Origin of the sequence: Streptomyces sp. NPDC059696 (genome assembly GCF_042733745.1) — a bacterium.
Lineage (GTDB): Bacteria > Actinomycetota > Actinomycetes > Streptomycetales > Streptomycetaceae > Streptomyces.
On sequence record NZ_JBHWFG010000001.1, the window covers coordinates 23,096 to 48,403 of the forward strand.

The 25,308-nt window shown below is 72.7% G+C and carries 26 protein-coding genes and 1 riboswitch; of the genes, 16 read left to right on the plus strand and 10 right to left on the minus strand.

Features of this window, described 5'->3' with window-relative positions; translation table 11 throughout:
* The first annotated feature begins 31 nt into the window (after window positions 1–31).
* Genes ACFV20_RS00095 through ACFV20_RS00110 form a run of 4 tightly spaced genes read left to right on the plus strand, consistent with a single transcriptional unit; the run spans window position 32 to window position 5,571 of the window.
* Complete coding sequence (locus ACFV20_RS00095; protein ID WP_385650513.1) at window positions 32–1,561, plus strand: GMC family oxidoreductase; 1,530 nt, start codon at window positions 32–34, stop codon at window positions 1,559–1,561.
* Window positions 1,558–2,664: a glycine betaine/L-proline ABC transporter ATP-binding protein gene (locus ACFV20_RS00100; protein ID WP_385650515.1), complete on the plus strand. Its 1,107-nt coding sequence runs from the start codon at window positions 1,558–1,560 to the stop codon at window positions 2,662–2,664. The genes ACFV20_RS00095 and ACFV20_RS00100 overlap by 4 nt, the downstream gene beginning before the upstream one ends.
* Window positions 2,664–4,613: an ABC transporter permease gene (locus ACFV20_RS00105; RefSeq protein ID WP_385650518.1), complete on the plus strand. Its 1,950-nt coding sequence runs from the start codon at window positions 2,664–2,666 to the stop codon at window positions 4,611–4,613. Before ACFV20_RS00100 ends, ACFV20_RS00105 begins: the two co-directional genes overlap by 1 nt.
* A 1-nt stretch (window position 4,614) precedes the next feature.
* The gene (locus ACFV20_RS00110; protein ID WP_385650519.1) at window positions 4,615–5,571 is read left to right on the plus strand and encodes an ABC transporter substrate-binding protein; all 957 of its coding nucleotides are present in this window, start codon (window positions 4,615–4,617) and stop codon (window positions 5,569–5,571) included.
* Window positions 5,572–5,577: 6 nt separating this feature from the next.
* Here the strand turns inward: ACFV20_RS00110 and ACFV20_RS00115 are convergent, their stop codons facing one another.
* On the minus strand, window positions 5,578–6,294 hold the full coding sequence (locus ACFV20_RS00115) for an isocitrate lyase/phosphoenolpyruvate mutase family protein (protein ID WP_385650522.1): 717 nt from the start codon (window positions 6,292–6,294) through the stop codon (window positions 5,578–5,580).
* A gap of 26 nt (window positions 6,295–6,320) precedes the next feature.
* Window positions 6,321–6,839 carry a carboxymuconolactone decarboxylase family protein gene (locus tag ACFV20_RS00120; RefSeq protein ID WP_385650524.1) on the minus strand — a complete coding sequence of 173 codons (519 nt, stop codon included), beginning with the start codon at window positions 6,837–6,839 and terminating at the stop codon, window positions 6,321–6,323.
* 47 nt (window positions 6,840–6,886) lie between these two features.
* Here ACFV20_RS00120 and ACFV20_RS00125 point away from each other — a divergent pair, with 47 nt between their 5' ends.
* On the plus strand, window positions 6,887–8,275 hold the full coding sequence (locus ACFV20_RS00125) for a PLP-dependent aminotransferase family protein (protein ID WP_385650526.1): 1,389 nt from the start codon (window positions 6,887–6,889) through the stop codon (window positions 8,273–8,275).
* 130 nt (window positions 8,276–8,405) lie between these two features.
* On the opposite strand, the gene ACFV20_RS00130 is transcribed toward ACFV20_RS00125, so the two are convergent.
* Window positions 8,406–9,251, minus strand: a complete 846-nt coding sequence (locus ACFV20_RS00130) for a hypothetical protein (protein ID WP_385651235.1) — start codon at window positions 9,249–9,251, stop codon at window positions 8,406–8,408.
* 126 nt (window positions 9,252–9,377) lie between these two features.
* On the opposite strand from ACFV20_RS00130, the gene ACFV20_RS00135 reads away from it, so the two are divergent.
* The 3 genes from ACFV20_RS00135 (at window position 9,378) to ACFV20_RS00145 (ending at window position 12,643) form a co-directional block, all read left to right on the plus strand.
* Window positions 9,378–9,731, plus strand: coding sequence for a hypothetical protein (locus ACFV20_RS00135; RefSeq protein ID WP_385650529.1), 354 nt, complete (start codon window positions 9,378–9,380; stop codon window positions 9,729–9,731).
* A gap of 16 nt (window positions 9,732–9,747) precedes the next feature.
* Window positions 9,748–10,932 carry a glutathionylspermidine synthase family protein gene (locus tag ACFV20_RS00140; protein ID WP_385650531.1) on the plus strand — a complete coding sequence of 395 codons (1,185 nt, stop codon included), beginning with the start codon at window positions 9,748–9,750 and terminating at the stop codon, window positions 10,930–10,932.
* Between the two features lie 147 nt (window positions 10,933–11,079).
* A riboswitch (ZMP/ZTP riboswitch) is annotated at window positions 11,080–11,166 on the plus strand.
* A gap of 31 nt (window positions 11,167–11,197) precedes the next feature.
* Complete coding sequence (locus tag ACFV20_RS00145; protein ID WP_385650532.1) at window positions 11,198–12,643, plus strand: glycine hydroxymethyltransferase; 1,446 nt, start codon at window positions 11,198–11,200, stop codon at window positions 12,641–12,643.
* A gap of 186 nt (window positions 12,644–12,829) precedes the next feature.
* On the opposite strand, the gene ACFV20_RS00150 is transcribed toward ACFV20_RS00145, so the two are convergent.
* Window positions 12,830–12,961 carry a hypothetical protein gene (locus tag ACFV20_RS00150; protein WP_385650534.1) on the minus strand — a complete coding sequence of 44 codons (132 nt, stop codon included), beginning with the start codon at window positions 12,959–12,961 and terminating at the stop codon, window positions 12,830–12,832.
* Window positions 12,962–13,053: 92 nt separating this feature from the next.
* On the opposite strand from ACFV20_RS00150, the gene trpS reads away from it, so the two are divergent.
* Together trpS and ACFV20_RS00160 are read left to right on the plus strand one after the other, a co-directional pair.
* A complete protein-coding gene (trpS, locus tag ACFV20_RS00155) occupies window positions 13,054–14,067 on the plus strand; it encodes a tryptophan--tRNA ligase (RefSeq protein WP_385650536.1) in 1,014 nt (337 codons plus the stop codon).
* Window positions 14,068–14,207: 140 nt separating this feature from the next.
* Window positions 14,208–14,786, plus strand: coding sequence for a 2'-5' RNA ligase family protein (locus tag ACFV20_RS00160; protein ID WP_385650538.1), 579 nt, complete (start codon window positions 14,208–14,210; stop codon window positions 14,784–14,786).
* A 310-nt stretch (window positions 14,787–15,096) separates the two neighbouring features.
* On the opposite strand, the gene ACFV20_RS00165 is transcribed toward ACFV20_RS00160, so the two are convergent.
* Both ACFV20_RS00165 and ACFV20_RS00170 read right to left on the minus strand, forming a co-directional pair.
* Window positions 15,097–15,852 carry a decaprenylphospho-beta-D-erythro-pentofuranosid-2-ulose 2-reductase gene (locus ACFV20_RS00165; protein WP_385650540.1) on the minus strand — a complete coding sequence of 252 codons (756 nt, stop codon included), beginning with the start codon at window positions 15,850–15,852 and terminating at the stop codon, window positions 15,097–15,099.
* 20 nt (window positions 15,853–15,872) lie between these two features.
* Window positions 15,873–17,255 (minus strand): FAD-binding protein, encoded by a 1,383-nt coding sequence (locus ACFV20_RS00170; RefSeq protein WP_385650542.1) that lies wholly within the window; start codon window positions 17,253–17,255, stop codon window positions 15,873–15,875.
* 133 nt (window positions 17,256–17,388) lie between these two features.
* Between ACFV20_RS00170 and ACFV20_RS00175 the strand changes: the two genes are divergently transcribed.
* The 4 genes from ACFV20_RS00175 to ACFV20_RS00190 all read left to right on the plus strand — a co-directional run bounded on the left by ACFV20_RS00175 (window position 17,389) and on the right by ACFV20_RS00190 (window position 20,282).
* Window positions 17,389–17,910 carry a phosphatase PAP2 family protein gene (locus ACFV20_RS00175; protein ID WP_385650544.1) on the plus strand — a complete coding sequence of 174 codons (522 nt, stop codon included), beginning with the start codon at window positions 17,389–17,391 and terminating at the stop codon, window positions 17,908–17,910.
* Complete coding sequence (locus ACFV20_RS00180) at window positions 17,903–18,847, plus strand: decaprenyl-phosphate phosphoribosyltransferase (RefSeq protein ID WP_385650546.1); 945 nt, start codon at window positions 17,903–17,905, stop codon at window positions 18,845–18,847. The genes ACFV20_RS00175 and ACFV20_RS00180 overlap by 8 nt, the downstream gene beginning before the upstream one ends.
* 125 nt (window positions 18,848–18,972) lie before the next feature.
* Window positions 18,973–19,377 (plus strand): GtrA family protein, encoded by a 405-nt coding sequence (locus ACFV20_RS00185; RefSeq protein ID WP_385651238.1) that lies wholly within the window; start codon window positions 18,973–18,975, stop codon window positions 19,375–19,377.
* Window positions 19,365–20,282: a YihY/virulence factor BrkB family protein gene (locus ACFV20_RS00190; protein ID WP_385650549.1), complete on the plus strand. Its 918-nt coding sequence runs from the start codon at window positions 19,365–19,367 to the stop codon at window positions 20,280–20,282. Before ACFV20_RS00185 ends, ACFV20_RS00190 begins: the two co-directional genes overlap by 13 nt.
* Here the strand turns inward: ACFV20_RS00190 and ACFV20_RS00195 are convergent.
* Window positions 20,230–21,531 carry a D-alanyl-D-alanine carboxypeptidase family protein gene (locus tag ACFV20_RS00195; RefSeq protein WP_385650551.1) on the minus strand — a complete coding sequence of 434 codons (1,302 nt, stop codon included), beginning with the start codon at window positions 21,529–21,531 and terminating at the stop codon, window positions 20,230–20,232. The two genes, ACFV20_RS00190 and ACFV20_RS00195, sit on opposite strands and share 53 nt — an antisense overlap.
* Before the next feature lie 91 nt (window positions 21,532–21,622).
* On the opposite strand from ACFV20_RS00195, the gene ACFV20_RS00200 reads away from it, so the two are divergent.
* Together ACFV20_RS00200 and ACFV20_RS00205 are read left to right on the plus strand one after the other, a co-directional pair.
* Entirely contained in the window at window positions 21,623–21,862 is a 240-nt protein-coding gene (locus tag ACFV20_RS00200; RefSeq protein ID WP_385650552.1) for an SCO4848 family membrane protein, read from the plus strand.
* A gap of 23 nt (window positions 21,863–21,885) precedes the next feature.
* Window positions 21,886–23,472 carry a metallophosphoesterase gene (locus ACFV20_RS00205; RefSeq protein ID WP_385650555.1) on the plus strand — a complete coding sequence of 529 codons (1,587 nt, stop codon included), beginning with the start codon at window positions 21,886–21,888 and terminating at the stop codon, window positions 23,470–23,472.
* A gap of 10 nt (window positions 23,473–23,482) precedes the next feature.
* On the opposite strand, the gene ACFV20_RS00210 is transcribed toward ACFV20_RS00205, so the two are convergent.
* From ACFV20_RS00210 to ACFV20_RS00220, 3 genes are read right to left on the minus strand one after another with little or no spacing between them, the layout of a single operon-like run.
* The gene (locus tag ACFV20_RS00210) at window positions 23,483–24,229 is read right to left on the minus strand and encodes a TetR/AcrR family transcriptional regulator (protein ID WP_385650556.1); all 747 of its coding nucleotides are present in this window, start codon (window positions 24,227–24,229) and stop codon (window positions 23,483–23,485) included.
* Window positions 24,230–24,261: 32 nt separating this feature from the next.
* The gene (locus ACFV20_RS00215; protein ID WP_385650558.1) at window positions 24,262–24,771 is read right to left on the minus strand and encodes a thiol-disulfide oxidoreductase DCC family protein; all 510 of its coding nucleotides are present in this window, start codon (window positions 24,769–24,771) and stop codon (window positions 24,262–24,264) included.
* A gap of 19 nt (window positions 24,772–24,790) precedes the next feature.
* Window positions 24,791–25,198 (minus strand): hypothetical protein, encoded by a 408-nt coding sequence (locus ACFV20_RS00220; protein WP_385650561.1) that lies wholly within the window; start codon window positions 25,196–25,198, stop codon window positions 24,791–24,793.
* Window positions 25,199–25,308: the final 110 nt, after the last annotated feature.

Genomic DNA, 25,308 nt, shown 5'->3' on the forward strand with positions numbered 1-25,308 from the left:
TTCACTTCCTCCCCACTGGAGCACGTACGCCATGTCCCACACCCATGAGTACGACTATGTCGTGATAGGCGGCGGAACCGCTGGTTCCGTGATCGCCTCCCGCCTGACCGAGAACCCGGACGTCACCGTCGCCGTCATCGAGGGCGGCCCCAGCGACGTCGGCCGTGACGACGTACTGACCCTGCGCCGCTGGATGGGTCTGCTCGGCGGCGAACTCGACTACGACTACCCCACCACCGAACAGCCACGCGGAAACTCGCATATCCGGCACAGCCGGGCCCGCGTCCTGGGCGGCTGCTCCTCGCACAACACCCTGATCGCCTTCAAGCCGCTGCCCGCCGACTGGGACGAGTGGGAGGCCGCAGGTGCCAAGGGCTGGGGCGCGGTGCAGATGGAGGCGTACTTCGCCCGGCTCAACAACAACATCGTCCCGGTCGACGAGAAGGACCGGAACGCCATCGCCCGCGACTTCGTCGACGCGGCCCAGGAGGCGCTGGGCGTACCGCGCGTGGAGGGCTTCAACCAGAAGCCGTTCACCGAGGGCGTCGGGTTCTTCGACCTCGCCTACCACCCCGAGAACAACAAGCGGTCCTCGGCGTCGGTGGCCTACCTGCACCCCGTGATGGACGAGCGTCCCAACCTGACGATCATGCTGGAGACCTGGGCGTACAAGCTCCAGCTGGACGGCAACCGTGCCGAGGGCGTGCACGTGCGCACCAAGGACGGCGAGGAGATCCTCGTCAAGGCCCGGAGCGAGGTCCTGCTGTGCGCCGGCGCCGTCGACTCGCCCCGGCTGCTGATGCACTCCGGCATCGGCCCCAAGGCCGACCTGGAGAAGCTCGGCATCCCCGTCACCCACGACCTGCCGGGCGTCGGCGAGAACCTGCTCGACCACCCCGAGTCGGTCATCGTCTGGGAGACGAACGGCCCCATCCCGGAGAACTCCGCGATGGACTCCGACGCGGGCCTGTTCGTGCGCCGCGACCCCGAACTGGCGCACCCGGACCTGATGTTCCACTTCTACCAGATCCCCTTCACGGACAACCCGGAGCGACTGGGCTACCAGCGGCCGGAGTTCGGCGTCTCCATGACCCCGAACATCCCGAAGCCCAAGAGCCGCGGCCGGCTCTACCTGACCAGCGCCGACCCCGAGGTCAAGCCCGCGCTGGACTTCCGCTACTTCACCGACGAGGACGACTACGACGGCAGGACCCTCGTCGACGGCATCAGGATCGCCCGCGAGATCGCCAAGACCGAGCCGCTGGCCGGCTGGCTCAAGCGCGAGGTGGCCCCCGGCCCGGACGTCACCGGCGACGAGGAGCTCAGCGAGTACGCGCGCAAGGTCGCGCACACCGTCTACCACCCCGCCGGGACCTGCAGGATGGGCGCCGCCGACGACCAGCAGGCCGTCGTCGACCCCGAGTTGCGCGTCCGCGGCCTGGAGGGCATCCGCATCGCGGACGCCTCCGTGTTCCCCACGATGACCACCGTCAACCCGATGATCGGAGTCCTCATGGTCGGTGAGAAGGCCGCCGAGCTGATCGGTGGTGGTTCCCGATGACCGCGACCCTCGAACCCCCCACGGAGCAGACCATGGACACCGCACCCGTCTTCTCGGTGGAGGGCCTGTGGAAGGTGTTCGGCCCCAAGGCCGACCGCGTTCCCGGCGACCCCGAGCTCACCGCCCTCGACCCGGCCGAGCTGCGCTCCCGCACCGGCTGCACGGCCGCCGTCCGCGACGTCACCTTCGACGTGCGCAAGGGCGAGGTCTTCGTCGTCATGGGTCTGTCCGGCTCCGGCAAGTCCACGCTGGTGCGCTGTCTGACCCGGCTGATCGAGCCGACCGCCGGCACCATCGCCATCGACGGCGAGGACGTCCGCGCCATGGACCGCTCCCGGCTGCGTGAACTGCGCCGCCACCGCGCCGCCATGGTCTTCCAGCACTTCGGCCTGCTGCCGCACCGCACGGTCCTCGACAACGTCGCCTACGGCCTGGAGATCCAGGGCATGGGCAAGGCCGAGCGGCGCGAGCGGGCCGCCGAGGTCGTCGCCAAGGTCGGTCTGGACGGCATGGAGCACCGCCGCCCCGGCCAGCTCTCCGGTGGTCAGCAGCAGCGCGTGGGCCTCGCCCGCGCCCTCGCCGTCGACCCCGAAGTGCTGCTCTTCGACGAGCCGTTCAGCGCCCTCGACCCGCTCATCCGGCGTGAGATGCAGGACGAGGTCGTCCGGCTGCACCGCGAGGAGGGCCGCACGATGGTCTTCATCACCCACGACCTCCAGGAGGCCCTCAAGCTGGGCGACCGCATCGCCCTGATGCGCGACGGCCGGGTCGTGCAGCTCGGCACGCCCGAGGAGATCGTCGGTTCGCCCGCCGACGACTACGTCCGCGAGTTCGTCCGGGACGTCCCGCGCGAGCAGGTCATGACCGTCCGCACCGCCATGCGCAGCCCCGCGGCGGACCAGGACGGCGGCGGACCGGCGATACGCCCCGACGCGACGGTGTCCCAAGCCATCGAGGCGGTCGCCCGCGCCGGCGCCCCGGCCCGGGTCGTGGACCAGGGCCGCTGCGTGGGCGTGGTCGACTCCGACACGCTCCTCGGCGTCGTCGCCGGGACGGAGCAGCCCGCTCCGCCCGGGACACGGCAGCCCGAGGAGGCGGTGTGATGGCCACGATCACCGCGAATCCGCCCCGCGTCGGGCTGCCCGGCCTCCTCAAGCACCGGGCCGTCCACAAGCTGCTGCTGCTCGCCGTCGCCGCCGCGATCCTCGTGCCCCTGGCCAACGCCCGCTGGGCCAGCGGCACCTGGCCGAGCGCGCTGACCGTCGACTTCTCCGAGCCGCTCGCCAAGGCCAGTGACTGGATCATCGACAACCGCGACAGCCACCCGCTGTTCCTCTACTTCTTCGGCCACGTCAGCAATGTCGTCGTCATCGCCGTACGGGCTGTCTACCTCACCCTCCTGGCCGTCGGCTGGGCCGGCGTCACGGCCATCGGCGCGCTGGTGGCCTGGCGCGTGGCGGGCGTGAAGCTGGCGCTCGGCACGGCAGCCGCGTTCCTCGCCTGCGGCCTGCTCGGCATGTGGGTGCCCACCATGCAGACGCTCGCCCTGATGGTCGTCGCGGTCCTCGCATCGGTCGTCGTCGGCGCGCTGCTCGGGCTCGCCGCCGGGCTGTCCGACCGGATGGACCGCATGCTGCGCCCGGTCCTGGACACCATGCAGGTGCTGCCCGCCTTCGCCTATCTGCTGCCGGTCGTCCTGGTCTTCGGCATCGGCGTCCCGGCGGCCGTCCTGGCCACCGTCATCTACGCCGCCCCGCCCATGGCCCGCCTGACCTCGCTCGGCCTGCGCGGCGCCGACAAGGGGGTGCTGGAGGCCGTCGAGTCGCTCGGCTCCACGGCACGCCAGCGCCTGCTGACGGCCCGGCTCCCGCTGGCCCGCAAGGAACTCCTCCTCGGCCTCAACCAGACGATCATGATGGCGCTGTCCATGGCCGTCATCGCGGCCGTCATCGGCGCGGGCGGTCTCGGTGACCGCGTCTACCAGGCCCTGGCCTCGGTCGACGTCGGCGCCGCGCTCGCCGCCGGCATCCCGATCGTGCTGCTGGCCGTCGTCCTGGACCGCGTCACCGGCGCGGCGGGGGAGAAGCTCGGCGCCGAACCCGCACCGCACAGCGGACGCGGCTGGCTCTACGCCCTCGCCGGTGCCGTCGCCGTGGCGGTCGCCGGGCGGCTCGCGGGCCGCCTCGACTGGCCCGACTCCTGGGTCGTCGGCATCGCCGAGCCCGTCAACCGGGCCGTGGACTGGATGACCGCGCACCTGTACTCGGGCGTCCCCGTCGTCGGCGGCACCGCCGACTGGGCGGGCCACTTCACCACCTGGGTCCTCGACCCGATGCGCGACGGCCTGCAGGCGCTGCCCTGGTGGGGCGTCCTGCTGATCGTCGCCGCCCTGGCCTGGGTCATCGGCACCTGGCGCACCGCGCTCACCGCCGTCCTCGCCATGGCCGCCATCGGCGTCCTCGGCGTGTGGAAGCCGTCCCTGGACACCCTCTCCCAGGTCCTGGCGGCCGTCGCCGTCACCCTCGTCGTCGGCTTCGCCGTGGGGATCGCCGCGGCCCGCAGCGACCGGCTGGAGCGGGCGCTGCGCCCGGTCCTCGACGTCTTCCAGACGATGCCGCAGTTCGTGTACCTGATCCCGGTCGTCGCCCTGTTCGGCGTCGGCCGCGCCCCGGCCGTCGCCGCCGCGATCGTCTACGCGCTGCCGGCCGTCGTCCGCATCACCACCCAGGGCCTGCGCCAGGTCGACCCGGCCGCGCTGGAGGCGTCCGGCTCGCTGGGCGCGACCAGCTGGCAGCAGCTGCGCCAGGTGCAGCTCCCGCTGGCCCGCCGCTCGCTGCTGCTCGCCGTCAACCAGGGCCTCGTGCTGGTCCTCGCCGTCGTCGTCATCGGCGGCCTGGTCGGCGGTGGCGCCCTCGGCTACGACGTCGTCTTCGGCCTCGCCCAGGGCGACCTGGCGACCGGTCTGGTGGCCGGCGCGGCGATCGTCTGCCTCGGCCTGATGCTCGACCGGGTGACCCAGCCCACCGAACGCCGTGCGAAGAAGGGAGCGTGACATGCGCGTCCGTACCACTGCCGCGGTCGCCGCGGTGAGCTCCCTGGCGTTGCTCACCGGCTGCGGCGCGGCCGACATGACCAAGCAGGCGTCGCCCTTCGCCAACGCGCAGGGATCGAAGACGGTGACCCTGTCCGTGCAGTCCTGGGTGGGCGCCCAGTCCAACGTGGCCGTCGCCCAGTACCTCCTGGAGCACGAGCTCGGCTACCGCGTCGACACCGTCCAGGTCGACGAGGTGCCCGCCTGGGACGCCCTCAGCCAGGGCCGCGTCGACGCGCTCCTGGAGGACTGGGGCCACCCCGAGCAGGAACAGCGCTACGTCAAGGACAAGAAGACGATCGCGCCCGGCGGCGGACTCGGCGTCACCGGCCACATCGGCTGGTTCGTCCCGACGTACCTCGCCAAGCAGCACCCGGACATCACGAACTGGAAGAACCTCAACAAGTACGCCGACCTCTTCCGCACTCCGGAGAGCGGCAACAAGGGCCAGCTGATGGACGGTTCACCGTCCTACGTCACCAACGACAAGGCGCTGGTGAAGAATCTGAAGCTGGACTACCAGGTGGTGTTCGCCGGGTCCGAGGCGGCGCAGATCACGCAGATGAAGCAGTTCGCCAAGGAGAAGAAGCCCTTCCTCACCTACTGGTACTCCCCGCAGTGGCTCTTCAAGAAGGTCCCGATGACCGAGGTGAAGCTGCCGCCGTACAAGGAGGGCTGCGACGCCGACCCGGAGAAGGTCGCCTGCGCCTATCCGCACACTCCGCTGCAGAAGTACCTCAACGCGGACTTCGCGAAGAAGGGCGGCAAGGCGGCGGCGTTCCTGAAGAAGTTCAAGTGGACGACCGAGGACCAGAACGAGGTCTCCCTGATGATCGCCGACAAGAAGATGACGCCGGAGGACGCGGCGAAGAGGTGGGTGGACAGCCACGAGTCCACGTGGAGGAAGTGGCTGTCCTGACGGCTCCTACGCCAGCCGGTCGGCGATCTCTCGCAGGGCCCGCGCGGCCTGCCGCTGGAGCCCCGGCCCGAAGGTGATCCGGGTGGCCCCTCGCGCGCCGAGTTCGGCGGGCGAGGGGCCACCGTCGGCAGGGGCCCACGCGTTGACCGGCCCCTGGATGCCGGCCCGCAGCAGGGGCAGCACCTCCGGCGGGGCCCCGATCGGATACACGCAGTCGGCCCCGGCCGCCACGTACAGCGCCGCCCGTTCGATGGCCGCGCCCGGGTCGTCCACCCCGCGGACGAAGGTGTCGATGCGGGCGTTGACGAACAGCCGGTCACCGGCCGCCTCCCGCACCTCGGCCAGCCAGGCGGCGTGCGCGTGGGGATCCTTCAGCACCCCGTCCGCGGAGTCCTCCAGGTTGCATCCGACCGCCCCCACCTCCAGCAGCCGCTCCACGAGCTCCTTCGGGGCGAGCCCGTAGCCTCCCTCCACGTCCGCCGACACGGGCACGTCGACGGCCCGGACGATCCGGGCGACCGCCGCGAACATCTCGTCGGCCGGGACCTGCCCGTCCTCGTACCCGAGGGAGGCTGCGACCCCGGCGCTGGGCGTGGCGAGCGCCGGGAAGCCCGCGTCGGCGAACACTCGCGCACTGGCCGCGTCCCACGGCCCGGGCAGCACCAGCGGATCCCCGGGCACCCGGTGGTGGTGCAGGGCGCGGAATGTCTCGGCCTTGCTCATCGGCGGGCCCTCCCGATCGCCGGTCGTCACGTGTACTGGCCCGGCTCGTAGTGACCCGGCGCCATGCGGCAGGTCACCCCGAACCGGTTCCAGGCGTTGATCACCGTGATCGCGGCGATGACCTGCGCCAGCTCGGCCTCCTCGAAGTGCTTGGCCGCGTTGTCGTAGACCTCGTCCGGCACGAAACCGTCCGTCAGGACCGTCACCGCCTCCGTCAGCTCCAGCGCGGCGAGCTCCTTCGCGGTGTAGAAGTGCCGCGACTCCTCCCACGCTCCCAGCTCGATGATCCGCTCGACGCTCTCCCCGGCGGCGAGGGCGTCCTTGCTGTGCATGTCGAGGCAGAACGCGCAGCCGTTGATCTGCGAGGCGCGGATCTTCACCAGCTCCAGCAGCTTGGGGTCCAGGCCCTGCCGGGCCGCCACGTCGAGCCGGACCATGGCCTTGTAGACCTCGGGCACGTGCTTGGCCCACTCCAGACGGGCGGGCCGTTCGGGGGCGTACGCCACGCTGTCCGGGGCCGTCGTTTCGTCGGTGTGCGTCGTCATGACCTCGACCCTAGGGAGGAAGCAGCCCAGGAGTATGGTCCATTTCCATGGCGGAATCCTGGGCCACTCTGGGGCTGGACCTGCATGTCGAGCCGACCGGGCCGGGCCTGCGCCGGGGGCTGACCGATGCCCTGCGCGAGGCCGTGCGCTCCGGCCGGCTGGCCCCCGGCACCCGGCTGCCGTCCTCCCGGGCCCTCGCCGCCGACCTGGGCATCGCCCGCAACACCGTCGCCGACGCCTACGCCGACCTGGTCGCCGAGGGCTGGCTCACCGCCCGGCAGGGCTCGGGGACCCGGGTCGCCGAGCGGCGGGTCGTCCCGCCCGCCGGCACCGCCCCGCACCCCCGCGCTCCCGGCCGCCCGGCCTACGACCTGCGTCCCGGCAGCCCCGACCTCGCGTCCTTCCCGCGGACGGAATGGCTGAAGGCCGCCCGCCGCGCCCTCACCACCGCCCCGTACCAGGCCCTCGACTACGGCGACCCGTACGGCCGACCGGAGCTGCGGGCCGCGCTCGCCGGGTACCTCTCCCGGGCCCGGGGTGTGCGCGCCGACCCCGACCGGATCGTGGTGTGCGCCGGGTTCGCGCACGGCCTGAAGCTGCTCGCCGGCGTCCTGCGGGCGCGCGGGGCGCGAACGGTCGGGGTCGAGTCGTACGGCCTCGACGTGCACACCAGAATTCTGTCCGGCTCCGGTCTGGCCACCGCCCCGCTGCCGTTCGACCGGCTCGGCACCGACCCGGGGGAGCTGTCCGGAGCGGACGCGGTCCTCCTCACGCCCGCCCACCAGTTCCCCATGGGCGTGCCCCTGCACCGCGACCGCCGCAGGGCCGTCGTGGACTGGGCGCGCAGCACCGGCGGTCTGGTGCTGGAGGACGACTACGACGGCGAGTTCCGTTACGACCGGCAGCCCGTCGGCGCGCTCCAGGGCCTGGACCCGGACCGGGTGGTCTACCTGGGCACGGCGAGCAAATCCCTCGCGCCCGGGCTGCGGCTGGCCTGGATGGTGCTGCCGCCGGGCCTCGCGCAGGAGGTCGCGGCGGCCAAGGGCGGCGTCGACCTGTGCGGTGCGCCGGACCAGCTGACCCTGGCCGAGTTCCTCACGTCCGGTGCCTACGACCGTCATGTCCGCGCGGCCCGCCTGCGGTACCGGCGCCGGCGGGACGCCCTGGTCGCCGCCGTCACGGCCCGGGCCCCCGAGGCGCGCGTCAGCGGCATCGCGGCTGGTCTGCACGTCCTGCTGCGGCTGCCGCCGGGTACCGAGCAGTCGGTGGTGCAGGCGGCGCACTGGCGAGGTCTCGCGCTCCACGGACTCGCCCGCTACACCCACCCCGGAGCGCGGGCCGAGCCCGTCGACGCCCTGGTCGTCGGATACGGCACCCCGCCGGACCACGCCTGGTCGGGAGCCCTGGACGGACTCTGCGCGGTACTGCCGGAATGACACCGGCACCCCCTCCGGCCGCGCCGGCCGGGGGCGCGCCGTACCCCTGGCCCGGGTTCGGCGCGGCCCGTCGGCTGTTCGCGGAATCGCCCCCTGGGGGCGCTTTTCGGCGGCCGGAATGCGCCTGCCCTCACGGCCGGGCGGGTGCCCTTTCCTCCACTTCCACCGGCGCCTCCCCGAACCGCGACAACGCCAGCGCCCCCGCCACCGCCACCGCGAACCCGACGATCGCCAGCCACCCCAGCCCCGGCCGCGTACGGTCCCCGAGCCACACCACCCCGATCAGCGCGGGCGCCACGGTCTCCCCGAGCACCAGCCCGGCCGTCGCCGTGGTCACCGACCCGCGCTGCAGGGCCGTGGTCAGCAGCAGGAACGCCGCCCCGCCACCGAGCAGCAGCGCGTACGTCGCCGGATTCGGGAACAGCTCCCCGGGCGAGAAGCCGTCGATCAGCCGCACCGACACCTCCACCACCCCGAACCCGAGCCCCGCCCCCAGCCCGAGTGTCAGCGCCCGCCCCCGCTCCGGAAGCCGCCCGCCGAACACCCCGAGCAGCAGCACCCCCGCCGCCGCACCGAGCATCGCCCACGGCAGCCAGCCCGGCCCGGACTCGTCGCCCTCCGCCCCCGACGCCAGCCCCAGCAGCGCGAGCCCGGCGCACACCACCGCCACCGCCGCCCACTCGAGGCGGCTCAGCCGCACCTTGAGCAGCCGCGCCGCCACCACCGCCGTCACCGCGAGACTCGCGGCCAGCGCCGCCCCCACGGCGTAGATCGGCACCGACCGCAGCGCCAGGATCTGCAGCAGGAAGCCGAGCCCGTCCAGCGCCAGACCGGCCAGATACCGCCACTGCCGCAGCGCCCGCCACAGCAGCGCCACGTCCCCGCCGGGCCCGCTCGCCGCCGCCGACCGCGCGGCGATCGCCTGCAACACCGTCGCCGTACCGAAGCAGACCGCCGCACCAAGGGCGCACACCATTCCAAAGATCACAAAACGACAGTAGGGGAGCGGCCACGGCCGGGGGGCCATGCGCGCCCGTCCGCACCCCTCTCTAGGCTGACCGTCTGTCAGTGCACGGACAGGGAGACACGGGGAGACACGCACATGGCTGAAACACGGCGACGGCTGCGCTCGAGCACGGTGGTCCTGGGCGGCATGGGCGTCCTCGCGGCGGCCCTGTCCGCCTGCGGCTCCGACCCGGACCGCCGCTGTGTGGACCGGGACAGCTACGACTACATCAACGGCTACAAGATCGTCGCCGACAAGAACTGCTCGTCCGGCACGTCCTCCTCCGGCAAGGGCCGCAAGAAGACCGGCAAGACCAGGGTCGCCGACGCCGACTGGTACTACGACGCCGACGTCAGCGGCGGCTACGCCGACCACGGCACGTTCAGCCGCAGCGAGGCCGTCGACCGGGGCGGCTTCGGCTGCTCCGGCTCGGGCAGCGGCGGCGGCTGACGGGCGGGTACGGCACATGGAACGCAGAACCGCCGAGCCCCGCCCCGGCTGGCAGCAGACGGTCGAGGAACAGGGCCTGATCTACCCCCTGACCCGCTACCCCGACGACTCCCTGCGCCCCTACTGGGACGAGAGCGCGTACTACGTCTTCTCCCTGGAGGAGGTCGAGGCGCTGGAGGAGGTCGTCGAGGACCTGCACCGCATGTGCCTGGCGGCGGCCGGCCACATCGTCGCCGAGGACCGCTTCGCCGACCTCGGCATCACCGACCCCCGCGTGGCCCGCAGGGTCGCCGAGGCCTGGCACCGCCGCGCCGAACTCCCCTCCGTCTACGGCCGCTTCGACCTCCGCTACGACGGCACCGGCCCGGCCAAGCTGCTGGAGTACAACGCGGACACGCCCACCTCGCTGGTCGAGGCCGCGTCCCCGCAGTGGTTCTGGATGGAGGACCGCTTCCCCGGCGCCGACCAGTGGAACTCCCTCCACGAGCGCCTCGTCGACGCCTGGAGGAAGCAGGCCGCCCTCCTCCCGCCGGGCAGCCCCCTGTACTTCGCGTACTCCTCCGCCGACGAGCTCGGCGAGGACATGATGACGGTCGCCTACCTCAAGGAGACCGCCGAGCAGGCGGGCCTGGCGACCGACTGGATCGCCATGGAGGAGATCGGCTGGGACCGCCTCTCCGGCCGCTTCGTCGACAACCGCCTGCGCTTCATCCGCAGCATCTTCAAGCTCTACCCCTGGGAATGGCTCACCACCGACCGCTTCGCCGACCACGTCCTGGCCACCCTGGACAACGGCGGCGGAACGGGCTCCACCCTGTGGATCGAGCCGGCCTGGAAGATGCTCCTCAGCAACAAGGCGCTGCTCGCGATCCTCTGGGAGCTGTATCCGGACCACCCGAACCTCCTCCCCGCGTACCTGGACGGCCCCCGGGACCTGTCCGCCTCCGAGGGCTGGGTCGCCAAGCCCCTCCTCGGCCGCGAGGGCGCGGGCGTCACCGTCCACGAGCCCGGCTCCGCCCTCACCCTCCGCGACGAGCCCTGCTGCTACCAACAGCTGGCCCCCCTCCCCGACTTCGACGGCAACCGCGTCGTCCTGGGAGCCTGGGTGGTGGAGAACGAGTCGGCGGGCCTGGGCATCCGCGAGTCCTCGGGCTTGATCACGGACGAGTACGCGAGATTCCTGCCCCACGTGATCTTGTAGACGGGGTTCGGGGGCGTGCCCCTCAGGGGGGCGGGGCTGTGACATGTGCGGCTCCGCCGCGTGGGCGCGATCAACCACGGCGCACCCGCACCCGGCACCGAAGAGCAACCCGGCAGATGATCCCCCGGCCCCCCACCCGGTAGGCTGACCGAGGGCCGTGACTGGCGCGCTGGGATGGGACCAACCATCGGGGAGCGGCCCGAGCAGACAGAGCCGTGCGCCTGGGCCGTACCGTGAACGCTGAACGCAACGTCCGGAGGTCCCCATGTCAGCAGAGCTCAGCCCCGCTTCCACCGCCTACCGCGCCGCCCTCGACGTGATCCGCGCCGTGGAACCCCGCGTGGCGGACGCCATCGGCCAGGAGGTCGCCGACCAGCGCGAGATGCTCAAGCTGATCGCCTCCGAGAACTACGCCTCCCCGGCCACCCTCCTGGCCATGGGCAACTGGTTCAGCGACAAGTACGCCGAGGGCACCATCGGCCGCCGCTTCTACGCCGGCTGCCGCAACGTCGACACCGTCGAGTCCCTCGCCGCCGGGCACGCCAAGGAGCTCTTCGGCGCCCGCCACGCCTACGTCCAGCCGCACTCCGGCATCGACGCCAACCTCGTCGCCTTCTGGTCGGTCCTCGCCCAGCGCGTCGAGGTCCCCGCCCTGGAGAAGGCCGGCGCCCGCCAGGTCAACGACCTGTCCGAGGCCGACTGGGCCGAGCTGCGCCGCGCCTTCGGCAACCAGCGCATGCTCGGCATGTCCCTGGACGCCGGCGGCCACCTCACCCACGGCTTCCGTCCCAACATCTCCGGCAAGATGTTCGACCAGCGCTCCTACGGCACGGACCCGGCCACGGGCCTCATCGACTACGAGGCGCTGCGCACCTCCGCCCGCGAGTTCAAGCCGCTGATCATCGTCGCGGGCTACTCGGCTTACCCCCGTCTGGTGAACTTCCGGATCATGCGGGAGATCGCCGACGAGGTCGGCGCGACGCTCATGGTCGACATGGCGCACTTCGCCGGCCTGGTCGCGGGCAAGGTCCTCACCGGCGACTTCGACCCGGTCCCGCACGCCCAGATCGTCACGACGACCACCCACAAGTCGCTGCGCGGCCCCCGCGGCGGCATGGTGCTGTGCGACGACTCGCTGAAGGACCAGGTCGACCGCGGCTGCCCGATGGTCCTCGGCGGCCCGCTCCCGCACGTGATGGCCGCGAAGGCCGTGGCCCTCGCCGAGGCCCGCCAGGAGTCCTTCCGCGACTACGCCCAGCGCATCGTCGACAACTCCCGCGCGCTGGCCGAGGGCCTGATGCGCCGGGGCGCGACGCTGGTGACGGGCGGCACGGACAACCACCTCAACCTGATCGACGTCGCCACCTCCTACGGCCTCACCGGCCGCCAGGCCGAGGCCGCCCTGCTCGACTCGGGCATCGTCACCAACCGCAACGCCATCCCCGCCGACCCGAACGGCGCCTGGTACACCTCCGGCATCCGCATCGGCACCCCCGCCCTGACCACCCGTGGTCTCGGCACGGCGGAGATGGACGAGGTGGCCGGGCTGATCGACCGCGTCCTCACCACCACGGAGCCGGGCACGACCAAGTCGGGCGCGCCCTCCAAGGCGTCCCACGTCCTCGACGCGAAGGTGGCGGACGAGATCTCCCAGCGCGCCACCGACCTCGTGTCCGGCTTCCCGCTGTACCCGGAGATCGACCTCGGCTGACCCCGACGGCCCACGACCCGCCCAGGACCTGGACGGCGCGCTGCCCGCGACCCGTCCAGGACCGTGGACGGCGCGCTGCCCGTCACCCGCCCAGGGCACGGCCGGCGCGCTGCCCGCGACCCGTCCAGGGCTTGGCCGGCGCGCTGCCCGTCACCCCTCCAGGAGCGGGCCGGTGCCGGTGGCCTCTCACTCGTCCAGGTCGATCAGCACCTGACGCGGTTCCTCCCGCGGCGGTCCGGCTTCCCGCCGGGCCGCCGCGCGGCGTATCAGCAGCGTGCCGGCGGCACCGGCCGCGAGCCCCCCGGCCCCTGCCGCCACGGCCCACTTGTTACACCGCCGGAGCCGAACGGGCGCCCTGCTGTTTCCAGCCGGTTCCGGACCGGCCCCCGGGACCTGAGAGAATGGTGAGCATGGCCTCTGACCGACCTCGCGTGCTCTCCGGGATCCAGCCCACCGCCGGCTCGTTCCACCTCGGCAACTACCTCGGCGCCGTCCGCCAGTGGGTGGCCCTGCAGGAGACCCACGACGCGTTCTACATGGTCGTCGACCTGCACGCGATCACCGTCCCGCAGGACCCGAAGGACCTGCGCGCGAACACGCGCCTGGCCGCGGCCCAGCTCCTCGCGGCGGGTCTCGACCCGGACCGCTGCACGCTCTTCGTGCAGAGCCACGTCCCCGAGCACGCCCAGCTCGCCTGGATCATGAACTGCCTCACCGGCTTCGGCGAGGCCGGCCGGATGACCCAGTTCAAGGACAAGTCCGCCAAGCAGGGCGCCGAGCGCGCCTCGGTCGGCCTGTTCACGTACCCGATCCTCCAGGTCGCGGACATCCTGCTCTACCAGGCCAACGAGGTCCCCGTCGGCGAGGACCAGCGCCAGCACATCGAGCTCACCCGCGACCTCGCCACGCGCTTCAACGGCCGCTTCGGCGAGACGTTCACGCTGCCCAAGCCGTACATCCTCAAGGAGACGGCGAAGATCTACGACCTCCAGGACCCGTCGATCAAGATGAGCAAGTCGGCGTCCACGCCGAAGGGCCTCATCAACCTCCTCGACGAGCCCAAGGCCACGGCCAAGAAGGTCAAGAGCGCCGTCACCGACACGGACACCGTGATCCGCTACGACGCCGAGAACAAGCCGGGCGTCAGCAACCTGCTCACGATCTACTCGACCCTCACCGGCGAGAGCATCGCCGAGCTGGAGGAGAAGTACACCGGCAAGATGTACGGCGCCCTCAAGACGGACCTCGCCGAGGTCATGGTCGACTTCGTCACGCCGTTCCGGGAGCGCACCCAGCAGTACCTGGACGACCCCGAGACGCTCGACTCGGTCCTCGCCAAGGGCGCCGAGAAGGCCCGCGCGGTCGCCGCGGAGACCCTCGCCCAGGCGTACGACAGGGTCGGGTTCCTGCCCGCCAAGCACTGAACCGGCCCCCCGCGCACAGCCGTACCACCGAACAGCGCTGTACATCACTCCGGTTGCGCCTGCCCGTAACCCGGCCGTGGCCGTACAGTCGATAACCGGGTGGTCGTATCAGCGGCCACACTGACACGACAGGAGACGACGTGGGGACCGTAACGATCGGTGTCTCGATCGCGGTCCCGGAGCCTTACGGCAGCGAGCTCCAGCAGCTGCGCGCGGGCTTCGGCGACGCCGCTGCTCACGGCATCCCCACACATGTCACCCTGCTGCCGCCGACGGAGGTCGACGAGGCCTCCCTGCCGGCGGTCGAGGCGCACCTGGCCGAGGTCGCCGCGGCCGGCCGCGCGTTCCCCATGCGGCTGTCCGGCACCGGCACCTTCCGGCCCCTGTCGCCGGTGGTGTACGTCCGGGTCGTCGCGGGCGCGGAGGCCTGCACCTCGCTCCAGCAGCAGGTCCGCGACCCCGCCGGGCCGGCCGCACGCGAACTGCAGTTCCCGTACCACCCGCACGTCACCGTGGCGCACGGCATCGACGAGGCGGCCATGGACCGGGCCTTCGAGGAACTCGCCGGGTACGAGGCCGAGTGGCCCTGCACCGGCTTCGGCCTCTACGAGCAGGGCGCCGACGGCGTCTGGCGCAAGCTCCGCGAGTTTCCCTTCGGCGGCTCGGTGGTCCCCCCGCAGACCGGCCGGACAGAACGCGGCTCGGTCCCCATCCGCTGACCCTTCCAACCGCCGAGCCGCCCCCGCCGGAACACCTCGCGGACGGACCGGCAGCCGCGATGGCCCCGGCCGGTCAGACAGCGACACCCGCCGCACCACTCGCCCGCCGGTCAACCGCGGCGGACGCCGGTACGCCTCGCGCGACGAACGGCGGCCGCAGAGGCCCCGGCCGGTCAACCGCGGCGGACACCGGAACACCTCGCGGACGGACCGGCAGCCGCGGAGGCCCCCGCCGGTCAGACCGGCAGGCGGCGGAACACCCAGGCCCGCCGGTCAGACCGGCAGGCGGCGGAACACCCAGCCCCGCCGGTCAGACCGGCAGGCGGCGGAACACCCCGCGGGGGAGGTGCCGCAGGGCCGCCATCACCACGCGCAGCGTCCCGGGCACCCACACCGTCTCCGTGCGGCGCCGCAGCCCCAGCTCGACGGCCGTCGCGACCGCCTCCGGCGTGGTCGCCAGCGGTGCCTCGGGCAGCCCGGCGGTCATCCGCGTCCGCACGAAGCCCGGGCGCACGACCATGACGTGCACCCCCGTGCCGTGCAGCGCGTCGCCCAGGCCCTGCGCGAACGCGTCCAGGCCGGCCTTGCTGGAGCCGTAGATGAAGTTCGCCCGGCGGGCCCGCTCACCCGCCACCGACGACATCACGACCAGCGAGCCGTGCCCCTGGGACTGGAGCGAGCGGGCGCACACCAGCCCGGCCGAGACCGCGCCGGTGTAGTTGGTCTGCGCCACCCGCACCGCCGCTTCGGGCTCGCGCTCGTCACGGGCCTGGTCGCCCAGCAGCCCGAACGCGAGCAGCACCATGTCGACGTCGCCCTCGGCGAAGACCTTGCCGAGCACGGCTTCGTGGGAGGCCGGGTCGAGCGCGTCGAAGGCCACGGTGTGCACGTCGGCCCCGAGCCCGCGCAAGTGCCCGGCGGCCTCCTCCAGGGCGGGGGAGGGGCGGCCCGCCAGCCAGACCGTGCGGGTGCGGCGGGCGATCAGCCGGCGGGCGGTCGCCAGCGCGATCTCCGACGTACCGCCGAGGACGAGCAGGGACTGGGGGAGGCCGAAGGCGTCCTTCATGACAGCTCCTAGGGGAGGGCTCAGAGACTGAGGCGGCGGGCCAGGTCGGACACGAACACCCCGCTCGGATCCAGCCGGGCGCGCAGCTCGCGGAAGTCGTCGAGACGCGGGTACATGGCCGCGAGCAGCTCCGGGCGCAGCCGGGCGTCCTTCGCGAGGTAGACGCGTCCGCCCGCGGCGGCGACCTCCTCGTCCAGTTCGTCGAGGAACGCGCCGAGGCCGGGCAGGCCCGCCGGGATGTCCAGCGCCAGCGTCCAGCCCGGCACCGGGAAGGACAGCCAGCCCGGGTCGGACTCCCCGAAGCGCTTGAGGACGGCGAGGAAGGACGGGCAGCGGCGTTCGGAGATGCGGCGCACGATGCGGCGCAGGGCGTCCTCGCGGCCGTAGCCGACGACGAACTGGTACTGCACGAAGCCGCCGCGGCCGTAGACCCGGTTCCAGTGGGGCACGCCGTCCAGGGGGTGGAAGAAGCCGGAGATCCGCTGGAGTTGGCCGGTCCGGGCGCGCGGGGCCTTGCGGTACCAGAGCTCGTTGAACAGGCCCACGGTCGTCCGGCTGAGCAGGCCCTCGGGGAGGATCGCGGGGGTCGCCGGGAGCCGGGGGGTGCGGAAGGCGAGCGGGTCCCGGCGCAGGCGGGCGGGGAGCGCGTCCAGGGGCGCGTGGTCGCCGCGGGTGAGGACCGCGCGCCCGGTGGCGGCGCCCCGGGCCAGCAGGTCGATCCAGGCGACCGAGTAGCGGTAGCGGTGGTCGGTGGCCGCGAGCCGGGCCATCAGGTCGTCGAGGTCCGACGCCCGCTCGGTGTCGACGGACATCAGTGACGTCTCGACCGGCTGGAGCCGGATCGTCGCGGTGAGGATCACCCCGGTCAGGCCCATGCCGCCGGCCGTCGCGTCGAACAGCGGCGTGCCGGGGATCACCGTGTGGATCTCGCCGTCGGCGGTGAGCAGTTCGAGCGCGAGCACGTGCCGCGCGAAGGAGCCAGAGACGTGGTGGTTCTTGCCGTGGATGTCGGCGCCGATCGCCCCGCCGACCGTGACGTAGCGGGTGCCGGGGGTGACCGGCACGAACCAGCCGAGCGGCAGCAGCACCTCCATCAGCCGGTGCAGGGAGACGCCCGCGTCGCACAGCACGGTCCCGCCGTCGGCGTCGATCGCGTGCACCCGGTCCAGGGCCGTCATGTCGAGCACGGAACCGCCCGCGTTCTGCGCCGCGTCCCCGTACGCCCGCCCCAGGCCCCGGGGGATCCCGCCGCGCGCCCCGCAGTCCCGGACGGCTGCCGCGGCCTCCTCGTACGTCCGGGGACGGACCACCCATGCGGCGGTGGGGGCGGTGCGGCCCCAACCCGTGACGGTGGTGTGGTCCAGGCCCATGACGTCCGGGTCGTAATCGGTGTCGGCAGACATGTCCGTGACCGTATCGCCCTAGTCTGGGCGATCAGTTCGGGAACATGGCATCCCTCCCCGAAATGGGTGATTAATGGGATGTCGCTCAATATTGCCGGAGTTCAGGCCTGATGGGCGTGAACAGTGAGTCCACATGGACGACCTCGACGACCTGCACGACATGGACCACCGGATCGTTACGGCGCTCAGGGAGTGCGGCACCGACCCGCGCGTCGCCGGCGCCGCCCGTGCCCTGTCCTGGGCGGGGGAACACGCGGCGCTGTGGCTCGCGGCGGGGCTCGCCGGAGCCGCCGTGGACGGCGGGCGACGCGGCGCCTGGCTGCGCGGCACCGCCCTCACCGCCGGGGCGCACCTGGTCAGCATGGGGGTGAAACGGGTCGTGCGCCGGCCGCGCCCCGCGCACGTCGAGCCCCTGGTGCGCACCGCCGGCCGGCACTCCTTCCCCAGCTCCCACGCCACCTCCGCCGCGGCCGCCGCCGTCGCCTTCGGCGCCCTGGGCGCCCACGCGGTGCCGCCGCTCGCCGGCCTGGTGTGCGTCTCACGGCTGGTGGCCGGCGTCCACTTCCCCACGGACATCGCCGCCGGGGCCGCGCTCGGCGCCCTCACGGCCCGGCTCGGCGCCCGCTGGATGCGGGGAGGCGTCGACCATGACTGAGACGGCCGTCCTGCGGCAGCGCACCCACGAGGAGCGGCCCGCACCACCCCACAAGGGGGGCCTCCTGGCCGGGCTCCTCAGGACCGCGCGCCCCAAGCAGTGGGTCAAGAACGTCCTCGTGACCGCCGCCCCGGCCGCCGCCGGCGAACTCTTCTCCCGCCACGCCCTGATCCGACTCGCCCTGGTCTTCGTCCTCTTCACCGCCTGCGCCGCCGCCGTCTACCTCGTCAACGACGCCCGCGACGCCGACGCCGACCGCGCCCACCCCGTCAAACGGCACCGTCCCGTCGCCGCGGGACAGGTCCCCGTACCCGTCGCGTACGCCGTCGGCGGCTGCCTCGGCGTCCTCGCGCCCTGCGCCGCGGCCTGGCTGTGCGGGCCCGCCGTCGCCGCCCTGCTGACCGCCTACCTCGCGATGCAACTGGCCTACTGCGTCAGCCTCAAGCACGTCCTCGTCGTCGACCTGGCCGTCGTCACGACCGGCTTCCTGATGCGGGCCATGATCGGCGGACTCGCCCTCGGCATCCCGCTGTCCCGCTGGTTCCTGATCACCACCGGCTTCGGCGCGCTGTTCATGGTGTCGGCCAAGCGCTACTCGGAAGCCGTCCAGATGGCCGGAAAGGCGGGCGCCACGCGGGCGTTGCTCACCGAGTACACCACCGGCTACCTCCGCTTCGTCTGGCAGCTCGCGGCCGGTGTCGCCGTCCTCGGCTACTGCCTGTGGGCCATGGAGGAGGGCGGCGTCCCGCACACCAGCGTGCTGCCCTGGCGCCAACTGTCCATGGTGGCCTTCATCCTGGCGGTCCTCCGATACGCCGTCTTCGCCGACCGCGGCACGGCCGGCGAACCCGAGGACGTCGTGCTGCGCGACCGCGCCCTCGCCCTCATCGGCGTGGTCTGGATGGCGATGTACGGCCTGGCCGTGGCGAATTGGTGACCACACCCACGCGGCGAGGCCCCGCCGACCCCATCCGCCAGGCCCGGGCGGGCCGAACCCCCGGCACCCCCGCCCCCCGGGACCGGGCGTGGCGGCGAGGCCCCGGCACCCCGGCCCGCCGGGAGCTGCTCGGCTTCGCCGCCGTCGGGATGCTCGCCTACGCCGTCGACCTCGCCCTGTTCAGCACGCTGCGCGGCCCCGCCGGACTCGGGCCGATCACCGCCAAGTCCCTGTCGTTCCTGGCCGCCTGCACGGTCGCCTACGCGGGCAACGCCCTCGGCACCTACCGCACCGCCCGCACACCCGGCCTGCGGGCGTACGGGGTGTTCTTCGCGGTGAACCTCGCCGGAGCCGCCGTCCAGCTGCTCTGCCTGGCCGTGAGCCACTACGGCCTCGGCCTCACCTCGCAGCGCGCGGACACCGTCTCCGGAGCGGTCGTCGGTATGGCGCTGGCCACAGTCCTGCGGTTCTGGGGTACCCGTACATGGGTGTTCCGGGCGGAGGGCAGAGTCGGATCATGGACTGGCTGAAAAGACTCCCGGTGGTCGGGCCGTGGGCGGAGCGGCTGATGATCACCCACGCGTGGCGGTCGTACGAGCGGCTCGACCGCGTGAAGTGGACGCGGCTGGCCGCCGCGATGACCTTCACCAGTTTCGTCGCGCTGTTCCCCTTGCTGACGGTGTCCGCCACCATCGCCGCCGCCACCCTCAGCACGCAGCAGGAGCACACACTTCAGGACAAGCTCGCCGAACAGGTCCCCGGCATCTCCGACCAGCTGGACATCGCCGGCCTGGTCGACAACGCCGGCACCATCGGGCTCATCGCGGGCGGCCTGCTGTTCTTCACCGGCGTCAGCTGGGCCGGGTCGATGCGCGAGTGCCTGCGGGCGGTGTGGGAACTGCCCGACGAGGAGGAGAACCCCGTCGTGCGCTACGGCAAGGACGCGGGCGTCCTGATCGGCCTCGGCGGCGCGCTCCTGGTCACCATCGCCGCCTCCGCCGTCGCCTCCGCGATGATCGGCTGGATCATCCGGGAACTCGGCATCGACGAGGGCGGGTGGGGCGGGGTCCTGCTGCACCTCGCCGCGTTCCTGATCGCCGTGCTGGCCAACTTCCTGCTGCTGCTCTACGTCCTGACCCTGCTGCCCGGCGTCGAGCCGACGCGCCACCGCCTGTTCGTGGCCGCACTGACCGGCGCCATCGGCTTCGAACTGCTGAAACTGCTGCTCAGCGGCTATCTGCAGGGCGTGGCGGCGAAGAGCATGTACGGCGCGTTCGGAGTGCCCGTCGCGCTGCTGCTGTGGATCAACTTCACCTCGAAGCTGGTGCTGTTCTGCGCCGCGTGGACGGCGACGCAGAGCAAGGCGGACGAGGTCCCCGAGGTCACGGACGGGTGCGGCGGCGCACCAGATCCGGCAGCGGCCACCGGCGGTTGACCAGGAACGCGGCGCCCGCGAGCACCACCAGCACCCCGCCCGTGATGCCGAGCGCGGTCCCGATGCCGCTGGAGCCGTCCGCGGCCGGGGCGCTCGCCGCCGGCTTCGAACCAGTCCCGGCCGTACCGCCGCCGCCGTCCCCGGATCCCCCGGCCTCGCCGGAGGGGTTCGCCCCGGGCTTGGCCTGGGCCGCGCCCTTCGGCGGCACCAGCTCACCCACCGGCTGCACCTTCCCGGCCGCCTTGAAGCCCCAGTCGAACAGCCGGGCGGTCTCCTTGTAGACCTCGTTGTGCTCGGGCTTCTCCGGGTTCATCACCGTCACCAGCAGCACCTTGCCGCCGCGCTCGGCGACACCGGTGAAGGTGGCCCCGGCGTTGGTGGTGTTGCCGTTCTTGACGCCCGCGATGCCCTGGTAGACGGGCACGTCCGAGTCGCCGGACAGCAGCCGGTTGGTGTTCTGGATCTCGAAGGACTCGCGGGTCTTCTTGCCCTTCTTGCCCTTCTTGGTCTCCCCGGGGAACTTGGCCCGCACCGTCGAGGCGTACTCGCGGAAGTCCTTCTTCTGCATCCCGGACCGGGCGAACAGGGTCAGGTCGTACGCGGAGGAGACCTGCCCCTCGGCGTCGTAGCCGTCCGGGCTGACGACGTGCGTGTCGAGGGCCTGGAGTTCCTCGGCGTGCTCGTTCATCTCCTTGACGGTGTTGTCGACGCCCTGGTTCATGGCGGACAGCACGTGCACGGCGTCGTTCCCGGAGCGCAGGAAGACGCCCAGCCACAGGTCGTGGACCGTGTACGTCTCCTCCTCCTTTATGCCGACCATGCTGGAGCCCACGCCGATGCCGGCCAGGTCGGCGGGCACGACCTTGTGCTTGGTGTCGCTCGGGAACTTCGGCAGCAGGGTGTCCGCGAACAGCATCTTCAGCGTGCTCGCCGGGGCGAGGCGCCAGTGCGCGTTGTGCGCGGCCAGGACGTCACCGGACTCCGCGTCGGCGACGATCCAGGAGCGGGCGGTCACGTCCTTCGGCAGCACCGGCACGCCGCTCGCCAGGTTCACCTGCGTCCCCGGCTTGCCGAGCCGGGCACCGCCCACGCTCGACATCGACGCCGGGGGCGTGGCCGAGGGGCTCGCCGACGGGCTGCCCGAGGGCTTCGGGGCGGCGACGGCGGCGGGCGCGGCCAGGGCGAGGGACGACAGGACGGCGGAGGTGACCAGCAGGGATCGCCTGACGGTCTGCTTCGGAGCGTGCACGGTCGGAAACGTACATGCCGTACGGGGGGAAGTCCCGCCTCCGGCCCCACCCCGCGAACGGAACCGGACAGGTCCTGGCGATACTGGGTGCATGAAGCTCAGCCGCCCCGTGTCCTGGTTCCTGCTCGCCTTCGGAGTGTGGAGCTGGGTCATCTGGATCACTTTCGTCAAGAACCTCGTCGCGGACGGCAGCGGACTCGCCTTCGACGACGGTGATCCCACGGCCTACTTCTGGGTGCACCTGCTGCTCGCCGTCGTTTCCTTCGTATTGGGGACGGTCATCGGGGCCATCGGGTTGCGTGGTCTGCGCGCACTGCGCCGGACGTCATAGCGGCGATCGGGAGACTCGACACCGTGGTCATCGTTTTCGTGCTCGTCGCGATCGTGGTCCTGGCCGTCGTCGTGACGGCCAACTGGTACGTGTGGCGCCGCCTGTTCCGCGACACGACCGGGGGCCCGGGCCTCGTCCGCCGCGCGGGCGCGGTCCTGATCGCCGGCGGCTGGGTGCTGGCGGTCGGGGCCCTGGTCGCCGAACGCTCCGGCGCCCCCTTCCGGCTTCAGCAGGTCCTCGCCTGGCCGGGCTTCCTGTGGCTGGCCCTGTCGATATACCTGCTGCTGGCGGTGCTGGCCGGCGAGATCGTCCGGCCGCTCCTGCGCCGCTTCCTGGAACACCGGGCGAGACGGACGGGCACGGACCGGCAACCGGGCGGCGCCACCGCGCCGCAGGCGAACGCCGGCGGCGCGACCCCCGTCCGCGCGGGTGCCGCGACGCCCGACGGCGCTGCCGGCACCGCCTCCACCGCCGTGCCCACGTCCGTTTCGCAGCCCCACCGTGCCACCGCGCCGCAGCCGAACGGCAGCGGCGCCGCCCCCGTCCCCGCCCCCGAGACCGCGACCGGCGAAGCCGGCGGAGCGCCCGCCCCCGAGACCGCGACCGGCGTAACCGGCGGAGCGCCCGCCCCCGAGACCGCGACCGGCGTAACCGGCGGAGCGCCCGCCCCCGCCGGGGACACCCCGTCGGAGGGCGCTCCGGAGCCCCCCGCCACCTCGGACCCGGCCGGCGCCACCTCGGACCCGGCCCGCGCCACCTCGGACCCGGCCGGCGCCGCCACCCCCGTCGGCCCGTCCCGCCGGCTGTTCGTCTCCCGGGTCGTCGCCGGGGCCGCCGCGGCCGCAGCCGTCGGGACCGTGGGGTACGGGACGTACGGCGTGCTGCGCGGGCCGAAGGTCAAGCGGGTCACCGTGCCGCTGGCCAAGCTGCCGCGCGCCGCGCACGGCTACCGGATCGCCGTCGTCAGCGACGTGCACCTCGGCCCGGTCCTGGGGCGCGGCTTCGCGCAGAAGGTCGTCGACACCATCAACGGCACCCAGCCCGACCTGATCGCGGTCGTCGGCGACCTGGTCGACGGCAGCGTGAAGGACCTCGGCCCGGCGGCGGCCCCGCTCGCCGGGCTGAGGGCCCGTCACGGGTCCTACTTCGTCACCGGCAACCACGAGTACTTCTCCGGCGCCGAGCAGTGGGTCGAGGAGGTCCGCCGCCTGGGCATCCACCCGCTGGAGAACGCTCGCCTTGAGATGCCGTACTTCGACCTGGCCGGGGTCAACGACGTCGCGGGCGAGGGCGAGGGGCAGGGCCCCGACTTCGCGAAGGCGCTCGGCGACCGGGACACCGCACGCGCGTGCGTCCTGCTCGCCCACCAGCCCGTGCAGATCCACGACGCCGTCGAGCACGGCGTCGACCTCCAGCTCTCCGGCCACACCCACGGCGGCCAGCTCTGGCCGGGCAACCTCATCGCGTCCGGCGCCAACCCCACCCTCGCGGGCCTGGACCGCTACGGCGACACCCAGCTCTACGTCTCCCGCGGTGCCGGCGCCTGGGGCCCGCCCACCCGCGTCGGCGCACCCTCGGACATCACCGTCATCGAGCTCGCGTCGCTCTGACGGCCCGCCCTCAGGACTCGGTGCGCCGCCGGGCCGCCGGATCGGGGACGGCGTTCGTCATCCCCGGCAGGAACTCCGTGAACAGCTCGTGCACCTCGCGCACGAGCGGCCGCAGCACCCGGAAGCGGGCCAGGGCGACACCCCGCGCGGTGAGCCGGGCACCGCGCTCGGCCAGCCGGTAGCTGCGCTCGCGCCCCTCGGTGCGGTCGAAGATCCAGTACAGGACGAGCCCCATCTGGGACAGCCACATCAACTCGGGCAGGACGTCCCGCAGTTCCTCGGGGACCTTGGTCTTCGTGGCCCCGGCGAGGACCTCCCGGTGGACGCTGATGGCCTCCTCGCGCGCGTGCTCAGACTCGGGGGAGAACGGGCTGAGCGGGCTGTCCGGGTCGGCGGCGTTCTTGAAGAACTGCACCGCGAACTCGTGGTACGGCGCGGCGATGTCGAGCCAGGCCCGCAGCACCCCGGCGAGGCGGGTCTCCAGGTCGCGCTCCCGGTCCAGGATCTCCCGGACCGCCACCTGGTGCTCGGCGGCGATCCGGTCGTAGAAGCCCTGGATCAGGTGCTCCTTGCCCGCGAAGTAGTAGTACGCGTTGCCGACGGAGACCCCGGCCTCCTTGGCGATGGCCCGCATCGTCGTCTTGTCGTAGCCGCGCTCCTGGAACAGCCGCATGGCCGTTTCCAGGATCAGGGCGCGGGTCTGCTCGGACTTGCTGGGGTGGGCGCCGTCGTCGGGGCCGTCGTTCTTCGCGGACACGGGAAGAGAGCCTAACGTCAGCGGGGGTCCGGCTACCGGGGGGCGCAGCTGCCGTCGGCGCAGCCGGGCGCGGTGTAGCTCCAGCCCCCGTCCGGGTCGTACGACCAGCCGTCCGCCCGCCGGTAGACCCGGCCGCCCCACTGCGTCCCGCCCCACCGTGCCCCGCCGCCCTGCCCCCGGTGCCACTGCGCGCCGCGCCATCTGGCGGCGGCGAGCACCGCGCCCTTGGCGAGCCGGGCGCCGGCCGGGGTGCTCAGCCGGTGGGCGAGCGGCCGGTGCTCGCGCAGCGCCCACAGCGTGACCACCCAGGCGGCGGGGCCGCGGTAGACCTGCCCGGCGTCGCCGACGACGGTGATCTCGTCGAGGGTGGCGCCGTGGTCGAGGCCGGGAAAGCGCCGCCTCGCCTCCTCGGAACCGGCCGGGACCGGCTCCAGCGGCACCAGTTTCGGCTGCCGCAGGAGCCAGTCGCGCAGGAACGCGCACAGGGAGCACTCGGCGTCGTAGAGGACGGTGAGGCGCCGGACCGGTGCGGATGCGTTCATGCCGTCGTCCCCTGTCCGCTCAGGCCTGCGCCTGCGGGGCGACCCAGCCCTGCGGCGGCACCGGCGGCACCTGCTCGCGTTCCATGGTGCCCCGGCGGCGGATCCGGTTGAGCACGTAGACGTTGGCCAGGTGCATCACGCCGAGGACCAGCAGCACCACACCGAGCTTGGTCGACAGGGCCTCGAAGACGCCGCGGGCGTCGGTGATGGTCCCGTCGCCGCTCAGGTACAGCGCGACGAACCCGAGGTTGACGAGGTAGAAGCCGACCACCAGAAGGTGGTTGACGGCGTCGGCGAGCTTCTCGTTGCCGTGCAGCACGTCGGCGAGGAAGACCTTGCCGTTCCGGCTGAGCGTACGGGCCACCCAGACGGTCAGGCCGATGCTGACCAGCAGGTAGATGACGTAGGCGATGACCGTGCGGTCCATTGCCCCACCCTTCTTGAACACGTTCAAAACGCTGTCGGGGATGACTCTAGACCTACTTTTGAACATGTTCAACACGCGGCCCGGGGTGATTGTCAGTGGTGCCTCGTACT

Coding starts and splice junctions, on each gene's coding strand:
- ACFV20_RS00095 (WP_385650513.1), top strand. CDS start 32: ATGTCCCACACCCATGAGTACGACTATGTCGTGATAGGCGGCGGAACC.
- ACFV20_RS00100 (WP_385650515.1), top strand. CDS start 1,558: ATGACCGCGACCCTCGAACCCCCCACGGAGCAGACCATGGACACCGCA.
- ACFV20_RS00105 (WP_385650518.1), top strand. CDS start 2,664: ATGGCCACGATCACCGCGAATCCGCCCCGCGTCGGGCTGCCCGGCCTC.
- ACFV20_RS00110 (WP_385650519.1), top strand. CDS start 4,615: ATGCGCGTCCGTACCACTGCCGCGGTCGCCGCGGTGAGCTCCCTGGCG.
- ACFV20_RS00115 (WP_385650522.1), bottom strand. CDS start 6,294: ATGAGCAAGGCCGAGACATTCCGCGCCCTGCACCACCACCGGGTGCCC.
- ACFV20_RS00120 (WP_385650524.1), bottom strand. CDS start 6,839: ATGACGACGCACACCGACGAAACGACGGCCCCGGACAGCGTGGCGTAC.
- ACFV20_RS00125 (WP_385650526.1), top strand. CDS start 6,887: ATGGCGGAATCCTGGGCCACTCTGGGGCTGGACCTGCATGTCGAGCCG.
- ACFV20_RS00130 (WP_385651235.1), bottom strand. CDS start 9,251: ATGGTGTGCGCCCTTGGTGCGGCGGTCTGCTTCGGTACGGCGACGGTG.
- ACFV20_RS00135 (WP_385650529.1), top strand. CDS start 9,378: ATGGCTGAAACACGGCGACGGCTGCGCTCGAGCACGGTGGTCCTGGGC.
- ACFV20_RS00140 (WP_385650531.1), top strand. CDS start 9,748: ATGGAACGCAGAACCGCCGAGCCCCGCCCCGGCTGGCAGCAGACGGTC.
- ACFV20_RS00145 (WP_385650532.1), top strand. CDS start 11,198: ATGTCAGCAGAGCTCAGCCCCGCTTCCACCGCCTACCGCGCCGCCCTC.
- trpS (WP_385650536.1), top strand. CDS start 13,054: ATGGCCTCTGACCGACCTCGCGTGCTCTCCGGGATCCAGCCCACCGCC.
- ACFV20_RS00165 (WP_385650540.1), bottom strand. CDS start 15,852: ATGAAGGACGCCTTCGGCCTCCCCCAGTCCCTGCTCGTCCTCGGCGGT.
- ACFV20_RS00170 (WP_385650542.1), bottom strand. CDS start 17,255: ATGTCTGCCGACACCGATTACGACCCGGACGTCATGGGCCTGGACCAC.
- ACFV20_RS00175 (WP_385650544.1), top strand. CDS start 17,389: ATGGACGACCTCGACGACCTGCACGACATGGACCACCGGATCGTTACG.
- ACFV20_RS00180 (WP_385650546.1), top strand. CDS start 17,903: ATGACTGAGACGGCCGTCCTGCGGCAGCGCACCCACGAGGAGCGGCCC.
- ACFV20_RS00190 (WP_385650549.1), top strand. CDS start 19,365: ATGGACTGGCTGAAAAGACTCCCGGTGGTCGGGCCGTGGGCGGAGCGG.
- ACFV20_RS00200 (WP_385650552.1), top strand. CDS start 21,623: ATGAAGCTCAGCCGCCCCGTGTCCTGGTTCCTGCTCGCCTTCGGAGTG.
- ACFV20_RS00215 (WP_385650558.1), bottom strand. CDS start 24,771: ATGAACGCATCCGCACCGGTCCGGCGCCTCACCGTCCTCTACGACGCC.
- ACFV20_RS00220 (WP_385650561.1), bottom strand. CDS start 25,198: ATGGACCGCACGGTCATCGCCTACGTCATCTACCTGCTGGTCAGCATC.